Here is a 19,402-nt window from a genome sequence, read left to right as displayed (position 1 = left end):
TTCGGACTCACCAAGTACCTTCCGGCACAGGCGTGTTGGAATGCCCTTATGGCCACTCCCGCTGACGGAACCACCCACCTGAGTCCGGACGAGACCGAGCACCGCCTGCGTGCCGAGATCGACCGACTGAGAGACGAGGCGACGCGCCAGAGGACACTCGCCCACCGCCGGGCGGAGTTCTGGACCAAGATGGACATCGCGCTCGGTTTCCCCGCGGCCCTGCTCGCCGGCATGGCGGGAACGGCAGGACTGGCCTCCGCGGACGCGCGCGTTCCCGCCGCCCTCGCCGCTCTGACCTCCGCCGGGTTCGCGGCGGGAGCGGGCTTCCTGCGCAGCGACACCAGGCGCCGCGCCAACAAGCGCGCCCGGCACGCATGGGCCTCGGTCGAGGCCAGTGCAACGGTGGCGTTGACCCAGGAGCACGTGACCCCCGAGATCCTCGGCAACCTGCTGGAGTGCCGCCAGGCTGCGCTGGCGGCCTACGACGGCGAGGAGCCCCGGCCGGGAGCGTCGTGATCCGCGGCCCTTCGACTACCGCTCCCTGTCGAAGAACTCGAAGTGGCCGACCTGGCAGGCGTCGCTGCCGACGCGTAGTCGCGGCGGAGCGACGTTGAAGCGCGGCGGAGCGACGAACAAGCGCGGCGGAGCGACGTAGAAGATCGAATGCCCGGGGTGGTCGGATCCACTGGTCTACGGACCTCGCCGGCGTCTGGAGTGTGAGCTGAACCGGGACGTGAAAGGGCCGCCGAGACTTCCGGGATCATGCACTGCGCGGTCGTTACCGCGGTGTCACTCTTGCGCGTGCGGCACACGAAGCGTGGCCGTCGGGGGATCTGCAGAGGCGGGCGAGTGCAGTGGGGGACTTTCTGGGGGCGGTCACGGCGTATCCGACCGTGGTCTTCACCTTCGCGCTCGTCGTGGTGGCGGTCTACTGGCTGCTGGTGCTCCTGGGGGGCGCCCACTTCCATGGGGCGCGCGGAGGACATCACGGCCACGGCCATGTGCACGGCCACGGGCACGGGCACGGTGCGGGGCGCCACGGTCACGGGGGGCTGCAGAAGGTGCTGGGCCTGGGCGGGGTGCCGATCACCGTGGCGGTGTCGCTGGTGGTCGCCTTCGCCTGGTTCGGCGCGCTCAGTGGCCGGGTCGTGGTCGGCAGCGGCCACGGGGGAGTCCTGCTGCCGGTCGCCCTGGTCGGCGGGTGGGTGGGAGCGCGGGTGCTCGCGTGGCCGCTGCGGCGGCTGATGCCGGCCCCCGCCCCGCCGCCGTCGCGCCGGGACTTCGTCGGTCTCGGGTGCGTGATCCGCACCGGACGGGTCGGCCCCGACTTCGGACAGGCCGAGGTCCGTGCGGCCGACGGCTCCTCCGCGGTCGTACAGGTCCGGCAGAGCCTCGACGACGCGGCAGGGCCGGGCGGCGTACTCCGTGCCGGGACGTCGGCACTCATCTACGACTACGACGACGCGGGCGAGTACTTCTGGGTCATGCCCGCGGTGCCGGCCACCGGCTGACGTGGCATCCCCCCGTTCGTTCGGGCGTTCAGCACGCTCATCGCTCACTCATCCATCCACGGCAAGGTCGTCCAAGGGAACAGCCATGTCTGTCGTCACCATCGGAATCGGCGTGTTGGTCGCCGTCCTGCTGCTCATCGGCCTGGGCACGCTGCTGCTCTTCGGCCGGCTGTTCCGCAAGGTCGTCCAGGGCGAGGCGCTGATCGTCTCCCGGCCCAAGAGCGTCGACGTCACCTTCACCGGAGCCCTGGTGCTGCCGATGCTGCACCGGGCCGAGGTCATGGACATCTCGGTGAAGACCATCGAGATCATCCGCACCGGGCGGGAGGGCATGATCTGCAAGGACAACATCCGCGCCGACATCCAGATCACGTTCTTCGTCCGGGTCAACAAGACGGTCGAGGACGTCGTCAAGGTGGCCCAGGCGATCGGGACCGAGCGGGCCAGCCATCAGGAGACCCTGCAGAACCTGTTCAGCGCGAAGTTCGCCGAGGCGCTGCGGACGGTGGGCAAGCAGCTCGACTTCGCCGACCTCTACACCAAGCGCGAGGAGTTCAGGGACCGCATCGTCGCGGCCATCGGCACCGATCTGAACGGCTACCACCTGGAGGACGCCGCGATCGACCACCTCGAACAGACCCCGCTGGAGCAGCTCGACGCCTCCAACATCCTGGACGCCCAGGGCATCCGGAAGATCACCGAACTGACGGCGCTGGAGCACATCCGCACCAACGACTTCCAGCGCAACGAGGAGATGGAGATCACGCGCCAGAACGTGGACGCGCGCGAGGCCGTCCTTGAGCTGGAACGGCGGCGCGCGGAGGCGGAGATCAGGCAGCGCAAGGGGATCGAGACCCTGCGCGCGCAGGAGGAGGCGGCCACCGCGCAGGTCCAGGAGGAGGAGCGGCTCAAGGCGCACAGCGCGCTGCTGCGGACCGAGGAACTGCTCGGTGTCCAGCGGGAGAACCAGGTGCGGGAGATCGCGGTCGCCGAGAAGAACCGGGAGCGGGTCCTCGCGGTGGAGAGCGAGCGCATCGAGAAGGACCGGTTGATGGAGGTCGTCAACCGGGAGCGGGAGGTGGAGCTCGCCAGGGCGGAGAAGGAACGGCAGGTCGAGGTGGAGCGCCGGGGCGTGGCCGATGTGGTGCGCGAGCGGATCGCGGTGGACCGCACGGTCGCGGAGCAGGAAGAGGAGATCAAGAGGGTCCGGGTGGTCCAGGAGGCCGAGCGCACCCGGCAGACCGTGATCATCGCCGCCGAGGCGGAGGCGCAGGAGCAGCTGGTCAAGGACATCAAGGCGGCCGAGGCCGCCGAGCAGGCCGCGCACCTGCGGGCCAAGGAGCAGCTGGTGCTGGCCGAGGCCGGGCAGAAGCGCGCGGAGCTGGAGGCCGCCGCCAACGTGCGCCGGGCGGAGGGCGAGCGCGCCCTGGCCGGGGCGGCCGGCCTCGCCCAGGCCGAGGTGGCGGAGCGGCAGGCCATGGCCGAGGCGGCCGGCGTGCGGGCCCGGCTGGAGGGCGAGGCCGCCGGCCTGAAGGAGAAGGCGGAAGCCGTCGAGAAGGTCGGACTCGCCGAGGCCGCCGTCGCGGAGAGCAAGGCGAACGCGGAGGCGGCGGGCATCCGGGAGCGGCTGCTTGGCGAGGCCGCCGGTCTCAAGGAGAAGGCGGCGGCGATGGCCGCGCTGGACGAGGTGTCCCGGACCCACGAGGAGTTCCGGCTGCGCCTTGCCGCGGACAAGGAGGTCCGGATGGCCGCGCTGGAGGTCCAGAGCAAGGTGGCCGAGGCCCAGGCGGCGGTGCTGGCCGCCGGACTGGAGAGCGCGGACATCGACATCGTCGGCGGCGACAGCGTGTTCCTCGAGCGGCTGGTCGGCGCGGTGTCCTTCGGCAAGGCCATCGACGGCGCGGTGCAGGGCTCGGAGACGGTGCAGGCCCTCGGGGCGGACTGGCTGAACGGCGAGAAGAGCTTCAGCGGCGACGCGACGGAGGTGCTGCGCTCGCTGGCGGCCGGCGGCCCGTGGAATTTGGCCCTGCTGATGAAGCTGCTCGGCGGCCAGACGGCCGACGGCACCGCGTCGGTCGACCCCGTACAACTCGCCAACGGTTCAGCCAAATAGCGCGACGACGGGGGCGCCCTCGAACGAAGGCGCCCCCGAAGGGGCGCGGGGCTGTGTTGATGTGCGGCTACCGCCGCGCGGGCGCGACCAGCCACAACGGCGCCGCAGACGACCGATGGCGCAACGCGGCCAGGAGGAACGGAAAGCAACCATGGGCGTCGAGGACGGCACCTACCAGATCCTGCGGGCACGGCTCGCCGACCGCGCCGCGGAACTCGGCCGACGGGCCGCCTCGCTGAACTCCCGGCGGCAGGAGGCGTTCGGCTCCCGCCCGCTGGAGCTGGCGGGTTCGGCCCGGCCGCGCACCGACGGCGAGGGCACCGCATGCGGCGTGGTCGCCGTACGGCCCGACGTCCTCCTGCTGGGGACCTCGGCGCCCGACCTCGACGCGGGCCTGCTGTCGCTGCACACCCTGGACGGTTCGGCCCTGGGGCACGAGAAGGTCCCCGGTCTGCTCGACGACGAGCGGTTCCACCGCGACCTGGCCGAGCTGCTGCGGTACTACCGGGACGCGCGCCTCACCGACCTGAGGCGTACGGCGTCGGGGCGGCTGCTCGCGGTGTTCCGCACCGGCGAGAACGAGGGCGATCTGCGGGTCCTGAGCTGGCAGTTGGGGGCGGCCGGGGTCGAGTACCTGGGCAACCACGGTGAACGCGACCTGCCGCAGCCGCCCGTCTCCGAGCTGCCGTGGACGACGGCCGGACGCGAGTACCACGCGGACGGAAGGATCCTGATCGAAGGCGGCGAGGGCGCGGTCTCGGTCGCCACCACCGGCGGCAGCCTCACGGTCCGGGCACATCCCGGCGACCGGCTGCTGTTCCGGGAAGCGGTCGACGAGCCGCTGCAGAGTCTGGCCGACGCCACGGTCGCCTACGCGGCGACCGGACCCCTGCTGCTCCTGCGGATCCGCCCCTACAACGAACCGGCGGACCGCTACCTGGTCGCCAACACCCGTACCGGCTCGGTGCGTCGACAGGACTCGCTGGGCCGCGGTGCCAGGCTGCTGCCCGCCGAACAGGGCCTGATCTTCCCCGGCGGCTACGAACTGGCGGACGGGAGCCATCGGGCCTTCCGTATCGGCAGCGGGGCGGCCGGCGCGGGCGGCGCGTCCGGTACGGGCGGTGCGGGTGCGGGTGCGGGTGCCGGTTCCGCGGCCGACGGGTCCGCCGCGGACGAGCTGCGTTTCGACGCGGTGCTCCCCTCACCCAACGGCGAGGACCTGCTCTACGTCCTGAGCCGGCCGGCCCGTGCCCAGGTCCTGCTGCTGCCGTGGAACACCGTCCGCCGCGAGGCCGCGAGCGCCCTGCACGGCGCGGCGTACACCCTGCTGCCGGACGGCACCCTCGTCCTGCTCAGAGCGGACCACGAGCCCGTGCGCACGCACGAACTCCAGCTGTGGCAGACCCCTTTCCAGTCCGCCGATTACGCCGCCGCGCAGCCGGTCGGGGACGGCCCGCTGGCGCGGATCGGCAACGCCGACCTGGTCGCGGGCATCGCCGACTGCCTCGACGTGGTCCGCGGCGCGACCGCCGCCGCACAGGAGAACCGGACGACGGCCTCCCCGGAGCTGATCCTCGACGCCTGCGCCAAGGCGACGGACCGCCACTACTGGCTGGCCGATACCGGCCTGCTCGAACCACTCACCGAACTGCGTTCCGCTGCCGAGCAGTTGGTAGCGGAGCAAGCCAGGATCCGGCAACTCGCAGCGCGCGCCGCGCAGGCGCTGGACCAGGCGGCTGCGGAGGCCGCCGCGCTGGTCCGCCGCTCCCACGGCGAACCGCCCGCCGACGCGGACGCCTGGACCGTACTCCTCGCCGAACTGCGCCGGGCCCAGGGCCGTACCCGCACGCTGCGCGAGCTGCCCCAGCTCGACCTGGCCGCACTGGACCGGGTCGAGGCGGACCTGGCCGCCGAGCTCGCGGCGGCGACCGAACGCGCCTTCGCCTTCTTCGCCGGTCCCGACGCCTTCGCCGCCCCCCTCGCCGCCGCGCGGCTCGCCGCCGAGGAAGCCGCCTCGATCGCCACCGCCGCCGAGGCCGCGCGGCTCGCCGACCGCCTCACCGAGCAGGCGGACGCGCTGGCCACCGTCACCGACCTGGTCACCGGCGCGGCCGATGCCGACCCGAGCGCGGGAACGGCCGTACTGCTGGCCATCGGCGAGGTCCTGGCGGCGGTCAACCGCGCCCGAGCCGTACTGACGACCCACCGCCGTGCCCTGCTCGACGCCGAGCACCGCTCCGCGCATGCCGCGGAGTCGGCGCTGCTCGCCCAGGCGACGACCGCCGCCCTGGCCGCCGCCGACAGCCCGGCCGCCTGCGACGACCAGCTCGCCCGCCTGCTGCTGCGGGTGGACGCGCTGGAGGCCCGCTTCGCCGAGGCCGAGGACCTCGCCGCCGACCTGGCGCTGCGCCGGGAGGAGATCCGGCAGGCGTTCGCCGCCCGCCGCCAGACCCTGCTGGACGAGGCCGCCGCCCGCGCCGACCGGGCCGCCGCCTCCGCCCGCCGGGCCCTTCAGGCGCTGAGCCGCAGGCTCGCCGGGCTCGGCTCGGCGGCCGACATCCACGCCGCACAGGCCACCGACCCGATGGCGCTGCGCATCCGCGCCGCCGCCGGCGAACTGCGCGACCTCGACGACCGGGTACGCGCCCAGGAACTGGAGGACGGCCTGCTCGGTGCCGTCCGCACCGCCCTGCGCGAGCTGCGCGACCGGGCCGACCTGTCCGAGGACGGCGGCGCCACCGTCCGGCTGGGCCGCCACCGCTTCGCCGTCCGCCGCGAACCGGTGGAACTCACCCTCCAGCCGGACGGCGACGGCCTGGCCTTCGTCGTCACCGGAACCGGCTACCGCCGGTCCGCCGACCTCCCCGAGCTCCTGACCGGCCGCGAGTTCTGGACGCAGCCCCTGGTGAGCGAGTCACCGACGCTCTACCGCGCCGAGTACCTGGCCGCCTCGCTGCTGGCCACGGCCACCGGTGAACCGCTGCTCGACCAGGTCCGCCGCGCGGCCGAGCGGGGCTACGACGAGGGGTACGAGCGCGGCGTCCACGACCACGATGCCGCGGTCATCCTGGGCGCGCTGCTGCGGCTGCGAGCCGGTGCCGGTCTGTTGCAGCACCCCGCCGAGGTGCGCGCCACCGCCCAGCTGTTCTGGGCCCACGGCGCGACCGACGCCCAGCGGGCCGCCTGGCAGCGCCGCGCCCGCTCCCTGGCGCTGGCCCGCGTCCACTTCGGACCCGACGGCGCCGCGCCGACGACTGCCCCGTCCGCTTCGGCGACTGCCTCCGCCGAGCTGGCGGCCGAACTCACCGACGCCGTAGCCGAGTTCACCGCCACAGTCGGACTGCCGTCGGCGCCACGGGCGGGCGACTACCTCCAGGAGGAACTCGCCGACCCGCACGAGGGATTCGCCACCGGCGTCGCCGCGCGCACCCTCCTGGACGGCTTCCGGCACACCGCCGCCGCCCCCGTCCTCACCTCGGACCTGGGCGCGCTCGGCGCCGACCTGCCCGCGCGGCACCAGCTCGCCGGCGCCTGGCTGGGCTCGTACGCGGCCGTCCATGTGGACGGAGCCGACGGCGAGGGCGTGCCGGAGGCCGTGGCGCACCTGTGCGCACCCGACCTGCCGCGTTACGAGGTCACCGCGCCCGTCGGCGAGACCGTCGACGGCCTCCTCGGCACCCACCCCCGCCTCCGCGAGGGCCGGCTGACCGTCCGCATCGATGAACTGCCGCACCGGGCACGGGTGTTCCGGGAGGAGCGGGCCCCGGCCTTCCGGGCCTTCCAGCGACAGCGCGCGGACGTCCTGGTCGCCGAGCGGGCCCGGCTGCGCCTGGACGACCACTGCCCCCGCCCGCTCGCCGGCTTCGTCCGCAACCAGCTCATCGACCAGGTCTACCTCCCGCTCGTCGGCGACAACCTGGCCAAGCAGCTCGGCACCCTCGACACCACCGGCCCCGCCGACCGCAGCGGCCTGCTGCTGCTCCTGTCCCCGCCCGGCTACGGCAAGACCACCCTGCTGGAATACGTCGCCGACCGCCTCGGCCTGCTCATGGTCCGCGTCGACGGCCCCGCCCTCGGGGCCGGCACCACGTCACTCGACCCGGACCGCGCCCCCGACGCGGCCGCCCGCCGCGAGGTCGAGAAGATCGTGTTCGCCCTGGAGGCGGGCAGCAACGTCCTGCTGCACGTGGACGACATCCAGCACGTCTCCGCCGAACTGCTCCAGAAGTTCATCCCGCTGTGCGACGCGCAGCGCCGCGTCGAGGCCGTCAGCGACGGCGTAGCCCGCAGCTTCGACCTGCGCGGGCGCCGTTTCGCCGTCTGCCTCGCCGGAAACCCCTACACCGCGAACGGGCGGCGCTTCCAGATCCCCGACATGCTCGCCAACCGCGCCGACGTCTGGAACCTCGGCGAGGTCCTCACCGGCCACCAGGACCTGTTCGCCCTCTCCTTCCTGGAGAACGCCCTCGCCGCCAACCCGGTGCTGGCCCCCCTCGCCGGAACCGATCCGGCCGACCTCGCCCTGCTGGCCGCCCTCGCCGACGGCGACCCGGGCGCACAGGCCGACCAGCTCGCCCACCCGGTGCACGACCTGGACCGGGTGCTGGCGACTCTCACCCGGCTGCGCCGCGTCCAGCAGACCGTCCTGGCCGTCAACAGCGCCTACATCGCCTCCGCAGCCCAGGAGGACACCGACCGCCTCGAACCGCCGTTCCTGCTCCAGGGCTCCTATCGCACCATGGCCCAGCTCGCCGCCCGGATCGACCCCGTCCAGAGCGACACCGAGGTCGAGGCCCTGCTCGACGACCACTACCTCGCCGAGGCACGGAGCCTCGGCAGCGCCGCCGAGGCCAACCTGCTCAGACTCGCCCGACTCCGCGGCCGGTCCACCCCCGAACAAACGACCCGCTGGCACGCACTGTGCGCCGCCTACGCGTCCCCCGCCCGCCCGTCCCTCGCCTACCCGTCCGCCGACTGATCAGGCCACCCCAGCAGCCGCGCACCGAACACCGCCGTCTCCAGGGTGTACCGCTGCAGCGCGTCGTCCGGATCCAGGCCCGTGAGCCGGACGATGTGCGCGATGCGGTACGCCAGGGCACGCACACTCAGCCCGAGCCGCCGGGCCGCCTCCGCCGCGACGTAGCGCGACTCCGCGTAGGCGGTCAGGGTCTCCAGCAGCAGCTGGGCCCCGCCACGCGCCTTCCGCAACGGGCCCAACACCCCACGCACCAGCTCCTCCAGGGCCTCCCGGTCCCGCAGCAGCACCGGCAGGACCAGCAGATCGGCCGCGTTCAGCAACTTTCCGTCCAGCCCCAGCTGGGCCGCCTGCTCCAACGCGTTCCGCGCCTCCTCGTAGGAGTGCACGACACCGCCGGGCCCACTGTGCGGACGGCCCACCACGACCCGCCGTCCCTGCGTCAGCTCCGCGAACGCCTTGACCGCCGCGGTCTCACCCGGGCCGGAGGGCACGATGCACACCAGCCGCCCGTGCTTCACCGCCAGCAGGACCTCCTGCTCGCCGAAGCGGCCGAGCAACTGCCGCTCCAGCGCCCGCACCTGGGGATCCTCCAGGTCGTAGCCGTCGCCCTCGGCGACCGCGACGACATGTGCGCACGCCAGATTGAGCCCGAAACGCTCGGCGTGTTCGGCCAGCCGCCCGAGGTCGCTGCGGCTGCTCAGCAGGTCTGCCACGAACTCCCGCCGCCCGGCCTCCTCCTGCCGCAGCCGTTCCCGGTAGGCCCGGCCGTGCCCCGCGGCGAGCGCGGCCATCGCCGCCCGCAGCGCCGCCATCGACGCCGCGTCCACCGGCTGCCCCTCCCAGACCCTGCCGGTCGCGGCCAACCGCTCGTCGACCAGCTCGGAGAGCCCCCGCCCCTCCTCGGCAGCCCGGTCGCCGTACTCGCGCAGAGACTCCAACTCCGCCCGCCGCAGCCGCCGTCCGCTTCTGGCCACGTCCTCCAGTATCCGCACCCACGAACTGTCCTCGGATGAAACGGACACGCCCGAGACCGCTCTGTCGGTAGCCAACTCGCGCTTCCTCCCCCGCACTGCGACAGCGACGTGCCAGCGTACGCCGCACCGCAGACACCCGACACCTGAGGCCGCGTCACCGCGTGTGGAGACGGCCGTCCACCGCTCGGCCGATGGGCTCCTTCGCCCTCTCGACGGCGTCCTGGCTCATGTAGCGAAGGGCGCCCCGGAGGTTCCCGGGGCGCCCTTCGCGGTGGTCGTCAGAAAAGGCTGCTCAGCGCACGTCCACGTAGTCGTGGTAGCTCTCGGCGTCCACGTAGGAGCCGGACGCCAGGTAGACCCCGACCCATGTGCCGTCCTGCTTCGCGGTGAAGCGGGCGGTGAAGCGGCCGTGCGAGTCGGCCTTGACGGAGCCCAACTGTGTCCAGGACTTCTTGCCCTTGGCCTGGAAGAGGATGTAGACGCGCTGCTTGCCGAACGCCACCCACTTCGTGCCGCTCAGCCGCTGCAAGGTGCCGGTGGTGGTCACGGTGTGGCCCTTGCGCACCGGCTCGGGACCGGCGTTGAAGCCGGTGATCCTGGTGGCGGTGCGGTTGAAGTGCACGGAGTTGGAGTAGCCGGGCTGGTAGTCCGACGACCCCGCCGAGTACAGCCGCCAGTAGCCCTTCGGCACCGACACGTACCCGTCGAGGTTGAAGGTGCCGTTGGACTTCGCGGTGAACCAGCCGAGCGACTTCCACCCGGTCTTGCCGTCGGCCGACTGCTGGAGGTACAGCTTCCGGTTCGGCGGCACCTTGCCGTTGCTGGCGGTCATGCTGCCCTGGATGTGCAGGTCGGAGTACTCGTCAATCCAGCTCGAGCAGAAGCAGATGTTCGTCCGGTTGATGACGTCGACCTTGAACTGCGCGTGCGAGGCGGTCAGATACGGGTCGGCCAGGTAGCTGTCGAGGCTGGTCTCCACCGTGAACGTGCCGTCGTCGGACAGCAGGTACGGGTAGGTGAGCGTGAAGCGTCCGCCGGCACCGCTGGTCGCCGTGGCGTAGTAGCCCATCTCGAGCGCGACGCCCTTGGCCGGGCGCCAGGTGCCGTCGTACAGGTACTCCACGACGCCGGATGAGGACGCCTTGGCGCCGTACTTGATCCGCACGCTGGAGTGGTCCAGCCGAATCCGGCTCGGGCTGACCACGACCGGCAGGGTCTTGCTGTCGACGAGCACATAGGTGTTCGTGCCGTCGGGGTTGGCGATCCAGAAGGAGAGGGAGACCGGCACGGACGTGGCGTTCAGGCCGTTCAACTTCGGTGTCACGTCGATCGCGTAGCTGCCGTCGGCGGCGGTGACGGCGCTGTAGGAGTACTCGGCCACAACGCTCAGCGTCTTGCCGGCCAGCGGCGAGGTGTCGCCGGTGATCGGGTCGAAGAGCGAGATGCGGCCGCTGAGCGTGACGTGCGTGTGCTCCACGTCCAGCACGGCGGGGCTGATGCTGCGGTCGGCGAAGACCGGGTTCGGCTCGACGTCCACGGTGGTGGCGTCCGCTGCCGAGGTGCTGTCGCCGTCGCTGTCCTGGGCGCTGACCGTCACGTCGTAGCTGCCGTACGAAGGCAGTTGCGACATGCGAGGCGAGCGCCAGACGCCGTCCTGCGGCGTGCCGGAGACGAGCGTGAAGCCGGTGACTGCGACGGTCGCCGGGTCCGCGCCGTGCCGCTCGGTCAGGTCGGCGGACACCTCGGTGATCGCCGAGTCGGAGGAGACGGCGACCGTCAGGAAGCCGGCGTCGGAAGGGTCGGAGCCGACGTTGCCGAACACCGGGGCGCCGGTGCCGTCGGCAGGCGCGCTGCTGCTCGGGTCGGGCGTCGGGTCGCCGGAGGGCGGGTCGGACGGGGTCGGATCGGCGCGGGTCGGGGTGTCCGACGGTTCGCCGATGGGCGGGTCGGACGGGGTCGGGGTGTCCGAAGGCGGGTCGGACGGGGCGCTGGTAGGCGTGTCCGCCGGCGTCGCATCGGCCGTCGGGTTCGTGGTCGCGGTGGCCGCCGGGCCCTGCCCGGGTGTGCCGCCGTCGGCCGCGTACGCCAGCGCGGGCGCGGCGAGGAGTGCGGCGCCCAGTGCGGCGGACACGGCCGCCGACACCAAAGAGCGTGTTCTCACTGCTGGATTCCCCCCACGGGAATGGCGCGGCCTCGCTGCCCCGGATCTCCGGAGGCCGGCCGCGCTCTTTGTACGGTTGCTGTGAACATCACGCAACGCATCGAACTCTAGTGCCTGCCCCTGACACGGGAGCAAGGGGTTTGCGGAACCGGCCGAGGACCTCACCTGCCCCTGCCTGCACAGTTGTTGAGATCCCGCCCAGAGCGGCCCGCCGATGTCAGGGCGACCCGATGACGACCGCTCAAGATCATGAGACAGATGCGCGGCCGAGCCGGGTTGCCCCTGCTCCGCACGCATCCTCCTCCAGCAATCGCTACGCAGCGCAACCACCGATTACGGGTCAGAGCCGTCGACTGGACACCCCCCGCCCCTGCCGCGGCCGAGCAAGGCGCTGAATTTGGAGCAGGCGAAAGCCGTGCTCACCGCCGCGCGCCCATCACGGCTGTACGCCCATCTCGTGCTCTCGCTCCTCAACGGCCCACGCTGACCAGCGAAAACGGCGGTCGGTGCGGCTCCTTGGGCGGGGCTGGTCCGGAAATGGTCCGGATCTTGGGACGCCGGGCCGTCCAACCCGCCTGGTCGGCCGGACGGGCCGACTACCGCGCTTCGCGCAATCGCAGTTACTCAGCGCGGTCGCCCCCCGGATGCCCAGGACGGGCGGGGGAGAGGATGCGACGCTGGAGTGAGGGGCCCGCGAGTGGAGGTCCGAGTGCGTCTCATCCGGTCCGGGGCCCTCTCCTTCGGCCTGGCGACCATGTCCCGATGCGGCTCAATGGATGCGACGCAGCATCGTGCGGTCAGTCCCTGAGCCCGCCGGGCGGGGCATCACTCACCGAGCGTCGCCAGGCGGCCTTACCGCGTGGATCCGGCCCGCCGGGACCAGGCCCGCGCGACCAACCCGGAAGGCAGGTGCGTCCCATGCGCACGTCGACCCGTATCGCCGGTGCCCTCACCGGCCTGACCCTCACCCTCGGTGGTGCGGTCCTCGCCGCTCCCGCGGTCCGGGCGGACATCCCCGCCTGCACACGGATGGCCGAACTGGCCGGTGCCACCGCCTCCGACTCCGTCACAGCGGCCTGCGGCCGTGGCGTGGTCGGAGACCTGCAGAGTTGTGTGACCGGGCTGACCGGGGCCGGAGTGGCGGGCGGCGCCGCGACCGGTGCCTGCCGGGCGGCGGCCCACGAACCGCGTTAGAGGACCGCGCACGGCAGCCGCCCGCCGGCAACCGGGGCCGGGCAGTCACCGCCCGGGCGCGGCGCCCAGCCTCGCCTCGCGGGCCTCATGCGGAGCGCCCATGCTGAGTAAGAGGGCGCCGTCGTCTTGAGACTTGTCCTTCCCGAAGGCCGAACGAAGGCGCCTGAGAGGAGGAGGAAGTCATGCGCATGCGAAGAATCCTGGGCCTCGCCCTGGCCGCGGCAACCCTTGCCGGCGTGAGCGCCGTCGGCGCTGTCAGCGCCGGGGCCGCCTCGTCTCCGAACATCTCCAGAGACGACTGCACGGCCGCCGGCGGACAGATCGTTTCACGCCCCTACGCCGGCGAATCCTGCGCGCTGCCTGACGGGACCTCGCAGGCGATCACCTGACCGGTCGGCGCACGGCTGGGCAGCCAGTCCGGCCGGTGCACCCGGCGCGGTGGGTATGGAGTGACGGCACCCGGTCCATCGTCGGGTGGATCGACCGCGCCCGTCTCGACACCGTGGCACTCGCGATGGTGGACGCCGACCGAACGCCGGCCGTCTCGAAGCCAAGGCCGTCACCGCTTGGAGACGGTCCGCGCTGTCCTGAACATCGCGCTCGCCGTCGTCCTGAACGGCCTCGGCCATGTCGTCATACAGTGACCGACGACGTCGTTCGCATTTCCTGGCTGTATTGATTCGGATTTCCCAGCTGTATTGATCACGAGCGTTGTTGACACTCGGCAGGTCTCGAACAGGCGCAGAAGAACGAGCAGTCCCGCCGGTTGGCGCCGACGTCCGCGAGGCCGACGGCGTCCGCCTCGAGCCTGGATGTGCCGACGGTGAGGGAGTCTTCCTGCCGGCGCGGGCGATGATCGCGCCGCTGTCCGCATTGAGGTGGCCCTTTGCCGATGCCCTGACTCATCGCCACCGTGGAAGAGGTCCAGCAGGTCATCCCGCTCCAACCCGTCTGAGTCAAGGCCGACCCCGTCGGCATCGCCGACCGGCACGCGGCCCACGGTCCTCTCCGGGAACGTACGAGACGGCGCCATAACAGCGCGACCAAGGTGCCGACCGGCACGGTGCACCCGCCGGTCGGCTCCGCCGTGCTCCTCGACGACCCCGGGGACGACTCCGTCGTTCGGCCCATCAAGGGCACCGGCTGCAACGCCGAAAAGGACCAGGCGGAGTCGCCCCACCCTCGCGTTCCGGTACGCCTCCGTGCCCCAGGCCGCCCCGATGACTGCGGTCCCGTACCCCGGCCGACAGGCCCGGAGGAAATGAAATCCCGCATGCGCGTCTTCCTGCCCCTGCCCGCCGTCACCACCGCCGCGCTCCTGCTCGTCACGGTCACCGGCGCGACTCCCGCCGCAGCAGACCGGAACGCCGACGGCACACCACTGGTCAAGGTGTCCCACGGCGACCCGTACGCGAAGTGCACCATCGGAGCGAGGTCCCCCGACAGCATCGTCTACCCGGCCACCGAGGTCGAGCCGTACCTGTCCGTCGACCCGCGCGACCCCAAGCGCGTGGTCACCGTGTTCCAGCAGGACCGCTGGAACGACGGCGGCGCCCGTGGCCTGGCGGCCGGCTGGACCACGGACGGCCACACCTTCCACCGGAGCACGCTGCCGTTCAGCCTGTGCGCCCCCGGTGGCGCGGACTTCGAACGGGCCTCCGACCCCTGGGTGAGCACCGGACCGGACGGCACGGTCTACGCCGGCGGGGAGGGCGTCGACTTCACGAAGAGCACGCGCAGCGCCCTCCTGGCAGTCACGTCCCGCGACGGCGGCCGCAGTTGGCAGAACCTCACCATCACGCACGTCGACGAGCAGCCGTTTTTCAACGACAAGCCGTCACTCACCGCCGACCCGATCCGCAAGGGCACCGCCTACCAGGTCTGGAACCGCCTCGACAACGACCCACCCGGCCCCAGCTCCCTCGACGGTCCCGGCTACCTCTCCCTCACCCGCGACGGCGGCCGCACCTGGAGCAAGGCCCGGCCGTTCGTCGACACCAGCACCGTGCCCAACACCCAGACCATCGGCCATCTGATCGTCGCCGACCGGTGCACCGGCACCCTGTACGACTTCTTCGACCGGATCACCTACTCCGACGATCTGAGCACCGTCGTCGAAGCCCGCTACGAGGTGGTCACCTCGACCGACGCCGGAGAGACCTGGAGCGCCCCGGTCACCGTGGCCCGGGACACGTCCGTACCGGAGGTCGACCCGAACGACCCCACCAAACTGCTACGTGCCGCGGCCACCCTGCCGAGCCCGGCCGTCGACCCCAAGACAGGCACGCTGTACATGGCCTACGAGGGCTCGGACTTCTCCGGTGGAAAGTTCGACTCCGTCCAGCTCGTGCGGTCCACCGACGGCGGACGCACCTGGGGGACCCCGGAGTTGATCAGCCCCAAGGGCGTTCCGGCCTTCTCACCGTCGATCGCGGTCGCCGAGCAGGGCACGGTCGCGCTCACTTACTACGACCTGCGCTTCCTCGAGCCCGGCAACACCACCACCCTGCCCACCGCCTACCAACTGGCCACGCTGCAGCACGGAAACCCGAAGCTCCGGACCGAACGACGGATCTCGCGGGTCTTCGACTGGCTGCAGGCGCCGTTCGCCGGGGGCTACTTCCTCGGCGACTACCAAGGCCTGGTGGCAGACGGCAAGGGAGTACGGGCGGTGCTCACCGAGACCCACTCCGGCGCACCACAGAACCGTACGGACGTGTACACCAGCAGTCTCCGCACCCGCTGACCGACGCGGACGCCGTCGGCCGGCCCCTCGGCGATTCAGAGCCGCGCCGCGATCTCCGCCGGAGAAGGTGCGGCCTACGGCCGCGCACACCTTGGCGGCTCGCTGCGCTCGCGCGCGACGGCGTTCGGGAGCTCCCGCCCGCCGTGTGCTTCCGGGCCGACTCGGACCTGGCGTGCCCGATGGGCCGGCACAGTCCCTGCGACTCTCCCGGCTGCGCTCGCGCGGGAGCGCCCCGCGGCGCGTGGCTGCGGGGCGCCTTGTGGGGTTCAGTCGATCTGCTCCCCGTTGTGCATACCGCCCTTGCAGAGGTTGTCCGTCAGATCGGGCGTTCCGCCGCCCTGCTTGCACTGAGAGGGGGTGACGTAGGACGGGGCACCCTGTGCGGTGGCGGCGCCTGTGAGGCCGAGTCCGGCGAGGGCTGCCGTGGCGATGACGGCGGCGAGGATTCGTCGAATGCGCATTTGGTTCCCTTTCACGGATTGCCTCGGTTGGGGCACTAGTCAGCTTGATCTTCACCCATGTGGGTGGCACGTCATGTTGCTCCATTCGGGTGACCGTGCTGCCGGGTGCGGGATCGGTGACGCGACCCGTCGGACAGGCCCTGGAACGAAGAGACCACCCTGGCCGGATGGGCGGTCTCTTCGTTGTCCCGGAGGGGGCAACGTTCAACCGGCCCCACGCTAAGAGCCGTGTTGACCTGCGAAAACGCGCCCTTGGCTCGCCGGTGCGGGTGTCGTAATCGCGACAGTGGCAGGCGCCTGGTCGATTTGGATCCAGGCGGTCCCGCTACAGCTGGCGTCTGTCGTTCCTCAACTCTGATCCGGGGGTGGACACCGCGGGAGCTCCGGCACAGCTTCGGGTCCCTGCTCTCCGATCATGGGATCCCGTTGGAGCGGATCACGCTGCTGGTCGGTCACAGTAGCCAGGCGACCACGGAAGCAGCTCCGCCCCGGTGATCACTGAGGGGGCCGAAGCGACGGACGAGATCTTCGCCGATGGCGACGGAGAGGCGGACGCACTCGGAGCCCGACCCGAACCCTTTGGCCCCCTGTTTGGCCCCCCGGGGCATGAAAGAGACCACCTAGTAAATTTACTAGGTGGTCTCTGACCAGCGTCGGGGTGGCGGGATTTGAACCCACGACCTCTTCGTCCCGAACGAAGCGCGCTGCCAAGCTGCGCTACACCCCGATGTCGCTGCTGTCCTGCTTGTCGCGGCGACGTCGTTTACTTTAGCCCACCGGTGGCCGGAGACGAAATCCGGTTTATGGGCGGCGGCCGACCGGGTTCGGGCGGGTGTGGTCCAGGGCCACCAGGAGGACCGCCAGGGCGTAGAAGGCGAGGCCCAGGAGGAGGGCGTTGGCGAGCGCGCCGCGGTAGCCGTGTTCCTCGGCGTCCAGGAAGGGGTAGAGGTAGCGGCCCGGTGTGCCGGGCAGCGACAGCTCCGCTCGGGTCAGGAAGAACGCCAGGTAGGCCAGGGGGTAGAGCATCCAGGCCGCCGTCTGGCGGAGGTGGAGGCGGCCGGGCGGCGTGAGGATCAGCCAGTCCACGAGGGCGGCCACGGGTGCCGCCGTATAGAGGAGCTGCAGGGCCAGCCACTGGCCGTGCCAGGCCACCGGCGGGTGTGTCGCGCCCGTCATGGAGAAGGGGGGCGTGGTGTGGCCCAGGAGCAGGTGGTAGACCAACCCCGAGATCACGATGTAGAGCAGCGCCGCGCCGGTCAGGGATGAGGACAGCGGGCGGGACGCCTGCCAGGCGCGGCGGGCCGAGGCCAGGCTGACCAGGGCCAGGAGTATCGCCGCCTGGACGCCGAAGTAGCTCATGATCCGGCCCGGGCTGCCCAGCAGCAGCTCCAGGGCCACTCCCGCCGACGCCAGTGCGGCTGTCAGGAGGCGGAACACCGCGGTCGCGGGGCGGCGGGTGGGGGCCACCACCGCCGTCGCCGGAACGTAGCCGGGCAGCAGCACGGGCGTGCCCGGGACCGCGGGGAGGTCCGGGATGTCCCGGGGTATGGGAGCCGTCATGCCCCAAAAGTATGAATAAAAGGGCGTGTCCGGCATTTTGTTCTACGCCGAGTGGGTTACGAGAGGGGGAGGAGGGGAGGGGAAGGCGGGCTCCGCCTGACCCCCTCCTACTCCCGGCCCACCAACGTCAGCAGCGTCGCCTCCGGTGGGCACGCGAAGCGGACCGGGGTGTAGCGGTTCGTGCCGCAGCCCGCCGAGACGTGGAGGTACGACGTACGACCCTCCGCCGTGTGCCGCGAGAGGCCCTTCACGCGGTCCGCGTCCAGGTCGCAGTTGGTGACCAGAGCGCCGTAGAAGGGGACGCAGAGCTGGCCGCCGTGCGTGTGGCCGGCCAGGACCAGGGGGTAGCCGTCGGCCGTGAAGGCGTCCAGGACGCGCAGGTACGGGGCGTGGACCACGCCCATCGAGAAGTCCGCCGTACCGGACGGGCCGCCCGCCACCTGCACGTACCGGTCCCGCTTGATGTGCGGGTCGTCCAGTCCCGTCAGCTCCACCGAGACGCCCTCGACCTTCAGGACACCGCGGGTGTTCGTCAGGTTCAGCCAGCCCGCCCCGTCGAACGCGTCCCGCAGGTCCTCCCACGGGAGGTGGATCGCGCCGACCACCGGCGGATTGCCGTTGAGGCCGTGCCTGCCGCTCGTCTTCTCCAGCAAGTAGCGGGCGGGGTTGCGGGGTTTGGGGCCGTAGTAGTCGTTGGAGCCGAAGACGTACGCGCCGGGGAAGTCCATCAGGGGCCCGAGCGCGTCCAGGACCTCGGGGATGCCCTCCGGGTCGGACAGGTTGTCGCCCGTGTTGATCACGAAGTCCGGGCGCAGCCCCGCCAGCGACTGCAGCCAGCGCTGCTTCTTGCGCTGCCCGCTCACCATGTGGATGTCGGAGACCTGGAGCACGCGCAGCGGGCGCATCCCCGGCGGGAGGACCGGGACCGTCACCCGGCGCAGGCGGAACGAACGGACCTCGAAGCCGGCCGCGTACAACACACCGGCGGCACCGAACGCCGCGATTCCCAGGGGTACTCCGTATCGAGCGCGCATACGACCATCGTGTCAGACGCGCGGCGGGACTCATGACGGGCCGCCGACAGGGCGGGTAAAACGGCGGGCGGTCCGCATGGGGCACCTGCGACAATCGGAACCATGACCACCACGCTCAAGTCGAAGCTGCACGACGACCTCAACTCCGCGATCAAGGCACGCGACGAGCTCCGCTCCTCGACGCTCCGGCTGACGCTCGCCGCGATCACCAAGGAGGAGGTCGCGGGCAAGGAGAAGCGCGAGCTCTCCGACGACGAGGTGCTCAAGGTGATCGCCAAGGAGGCGAAGAAGCGCCGGGAGGCGGCCGAGGCCTTCGCGCAGGGCGGCCGCGCCGAGAGCGCCGAGCGGGAGAAGGCGGAGGGCGAGCTCCTCGACGAGTACCTGCCCAAGCAGCTCAGCGACGAGGAGCTGGCGGGGATCGTCGCCGCGGCCGTCGAGGAGGCGAAGGCGGCGGGCGCCGAGGGGCCGCGGGCCATGGGCGCCGTGATGAAGATCGTGAACCCGAAGGTGGCCGGACTGGCCGAGGGCGGCCGCGTCGCCGCCGCGGTGAAGAAGCGGCTCCAGGGCTGACACCGGAGGCGCACTGGAAGCACCGAAGGTACCGGGGAGGCACCGGAAGCTTCGGGCGGTACGACGGCGGGGCCGCACCTCTCTCACAGAGGTGCGGCCC

The 19,402-nt window shown here is 71.8% G+C and carries 13 protein-coding genes, 1 tRNA gene and 1 pseudogene; 9 read left to right on the top strand and 6 right to left on the bottom strand.

All coding sequences use genetic code 11. The features are described from left to right. Positions 1–48 precede the first annotated feature (48 nt). From ACWGJB_RS22930 to ACWGJB_RS22915, 4 genes are all read left to right on the top strand, one after another. On the top strand, positions 49–516 hold the full coding sequence (locus ACWGJB_RS22930) for a hypothetical protein (protein ID WP_453381985.1): 468 nt from the start codon (positions 49–51) through the stop codon (positions 514–516). A 338-nt stretch (positions 517–854) separates the two neighbouring features. Beyond that, complete coding sequence (locus tag ACWGJB_RS22925) at positions 855–1,511, top strand: hypothetical protein (RefSeq protein ID WP_453381984.1); 657 nt, start codon at positions 855–857, stop codon at positions 1,509–1,511. A gap of 85 nt (positions 1,512–1,596) precedes the next feature. Then, positions 1,597–3,624, top strand: a complete 2,028-nt coding sequence (locus ACWGJB_RS22920) for an SPFH domain-containing protein (protein ID WP_453381983.1) — start codon at positions 1,597–1,599, stop codon at positions 3,622–3,624. Positions 3,625–3,775: 151 nt separating this feature from the next. Further along, the gene (locus tag ACWGJB_RS22915; RefSeq protein ID WP_453381982.1) at positions 3,776–8,602 is read left to right on the top strand and encodes a DNA repair ATPase; all 4,827 of its coding nucleotides are present in this window, start codon (positions 3,776–3,778) and stop codon (positions 8,600–8,602) included. On the opposite strand, the gene ACWGJB_RS22910 is transcribed toward ACWGJB_RS22915, so the two are convergent. Then, a complete protein-coding gene (locus ACWGJB_RS22910) occupies positions 8,584–9,594 on the bottom strand; it encodes a PucR family transcriptional regulator (protein WP_453381981.1) in 1,011 nt (336 codons plus the stop codon). The two genes, ACWGJB_RS22915 and ACWGJB_RS22910, sit on opposite strands and share 19 nt — an antisense overlap. Before the next feature lie 274 nt (positions 9,595–9,868). Beyond that, entirely contained in the window at positions 9,869–11,737 is a 1,869-nt protein-coding gene (locus tag ACWGJB_RS22905; RefSeq protein ID WP_453381980.1) for a hypothetical protein, read from the bottom strand. Positions 11,738–12,655: 918 nt separating this feature from the next. On the opposite strand from ACWGJB_RS22905, the gene ACWGJB_RS22900 reads away from it, so the two are divergent. The 3 genes from ACWGJB_RS22900 (at position 12,656) to ACWGJB_RS22890 (ending at position 15,677) form a co-directional block, all read left to right on the top strand. Continuing rightward, complete coding sequence (locus ACWGJB_RS22900) at positions 12,656–12,931, top strand: hypothetical protein (RefSeq protein WP_398889759.1); 276 nt, start codon at positions 12,656–12,658, stop codon at positions 12,929–12,931. 182 nt (positions 12,932–13,113) lie between these two features. After that, positions 13,114–13,320 carry a hypothetical protein gene (locus tag ACWGJB_RS22895; protein ID WP_079071256.1) on the top strand — a complete coding sequence of 69 codons (207 nt, stop codon included), beginning with the start codon at positions 13,114–13,116 and terminating at the stop codon, positions 13,318–13,320. Between the two features lie 884 nt (positions 13,321–14,204). Further along, entirely contained in the window at positions 14,205–15,677 is a 1,473-nt protein-coding gene (locus ACWGJB_RS22890) for a sialidase family protein (RefSeq protein ID WP_453381979.1), read from the top strand. Between the two features lie 266 nt (positions 15,678–15,943). Here the strand turns inward: ACWGJB_RS22890 and ACWGJB_RS22885 are convergent, their stop codons facing one another. Beyond that, on the bottom strand, positions 15,944–16,138 hold the full coding sequence (locus ACWGJB_RS22885) for a hypothetical protein (RefSeq protein ID WP_453381978.1): 195 nt from the start codon (positions 16,136–16,138) through the stop codon (positions 15,944–15,946). A gap of 366 nt (positions 16,139–16,504) precedes the next feature. Here ACWGJB_RS22885 and ACWGJB_RS22880 point away from each other — a divergent pair. Then, a pseudogene (locus tag ACWGJB_RS22880) lies at positions 16,505–16,686 on the top strand (site-specific integrase); the annotation flags it as partial. A gap of 105 nt (positions 16,687–16,791) precedes the next feature. Here the strand turns inward: ACWGJB_RS22880 and ACWGJB_RS22875 are convergent. The 3 genes from ACWGJB_RS22875 to ACWGJB_RS22865 all read right to left on the bottom strand — a co-directional run bounded on the left by ACWGJB_RS22875 (position 16,792) and on the right by ACWGJB_RS22865 (position 18,732). Continuing rightward, positions 16,792–16,865, bottom strand: a tRNA-Pro gene (locus tag ACWGJB_RS22875). A 74-nt stretch (positions 16,866–16,939) separates the two neighbouring features. Then, on the bottom strand, positions 16,940–17,698 hold the full coding sequence (locus tag ACWGJB_RS22870) for a Pr6Pr family membrane protein (RefSeq protein ID WP_453381977.1): 759 nt from the start codon (positions 17,696–17,698) through the stop codon (positions 16,940–16,942). A gap of 107 nt (positions 17,699–17,805) precedes the next feature. Next, positions 17,806–18,732 (bottom strand): metallophosphoesterase, encoded by a 927-nt coding sequence (locus tag ACWGJB_RS22865; RefSeq protein WP_453381976.1) that lies wholly within the window; start codon positions 18,730–18,732, stop codon positions 17,806–17,808. A 102-nt stretch (positions 18,733–18,834) separates the two neighbouring features. Here ACWGJB_RS22865 and ACWGJB_RS22860 point away from each other — a divergent pair, with 102 nt between their 5' ends. Further along, positions 18,835–19,302, top strand: a complete 468-nt coding sequence (locus tag ACWGJB_RS22860) for a GatB/YqeY domain-containing protein (protein ID WP_360495990.1) — start codon at positions 18,835–18,837, stop codon at positions 19,300–19,302. Positions 19,303–19,402 lie beyond the last annotated feature (100 nt).

The organism is Streptomyces sp. NPDC054813 (assembly GCF_053611365.1).
Note: the sequence above shows the minus strand (reverse complement) of the source record. Positions and strands in the feature narration are given on the sequence as shown.

Bases quoted from the DNA above. Each gene is read 5' to 3' on its own strand.
- ACWGJB_RS22870 (WP_453381977.1), bottom strand. From the start codon at position 17,698: ATGACGGCTCCCATACCCCGGGACATCCCGGACCTCCCCGCGGTCCCG.
- ACWGJB_RS22915 (WP_453381982.1), top strand. From the start codon at position 3,776: ATGGGCGTCGAGGACGGCACCTACCAGATCCTGCGGGCACGGCTCGCC.
- ACWGJB_RS22920 (WP_453381983.1), top strand. From the start codon at position 1,597: ATGTCTGTCGTCACCATCGGAATCGGCGTGTTGGTCGCCGTCCTGCTG.
- ACWGJB_RS22885 (WP_453381978.1), bottom strand. From the start codon at position 16,138: ATGCGCATTCGACGAATCCTCGCCGCCGTCATCGCCACGGCAGCCCTC.
- ACWGJB_RS22860 (WP_360495990.1), top strand. From the start codon at position 18,835: ATGACCACCACGCTCAAGTCGAAGCTGCACGACGACCTCAACTCCGCG.
- ACWGJB_RS22895 (WP_079071256.1), top strand. From the start codon at position 13,114: ATGCGCATGCGAAGAATCCTGGGCCTCGCCCTGGCCGCGGCAACCCTT.
- ACWGJB_RS22930 (WP_453381985.1), top strand. From the start codon at position 49: ATGGCCACTCCCGCTGACGGAACCACCCACCTGAGTCCGGACGAGACC.
- ACWGJB_RS22900 (WP_398889759.1), top strand. From the start codon at position 12,656: ATGCGCACGTCGACCCGTATCGCCGGTGCCCTCACCGGCCTGACCCTC.
- ACWGJB_RS22865 (WP_453381976.1), bottom strand. From the start codon at position 18,732: ATGCGCGCTCGATACGGAGTACCCCTGGGAATCGCGGCGTTCGGTGCC.
- ACWGJB_RS22890 (WP_453381979.1), top strand. From the start codon at position 14,205: ATGCGCGTCTTCCTGCCCCTGCCCGCCGTCACCACCGCCGCGCTCCTG.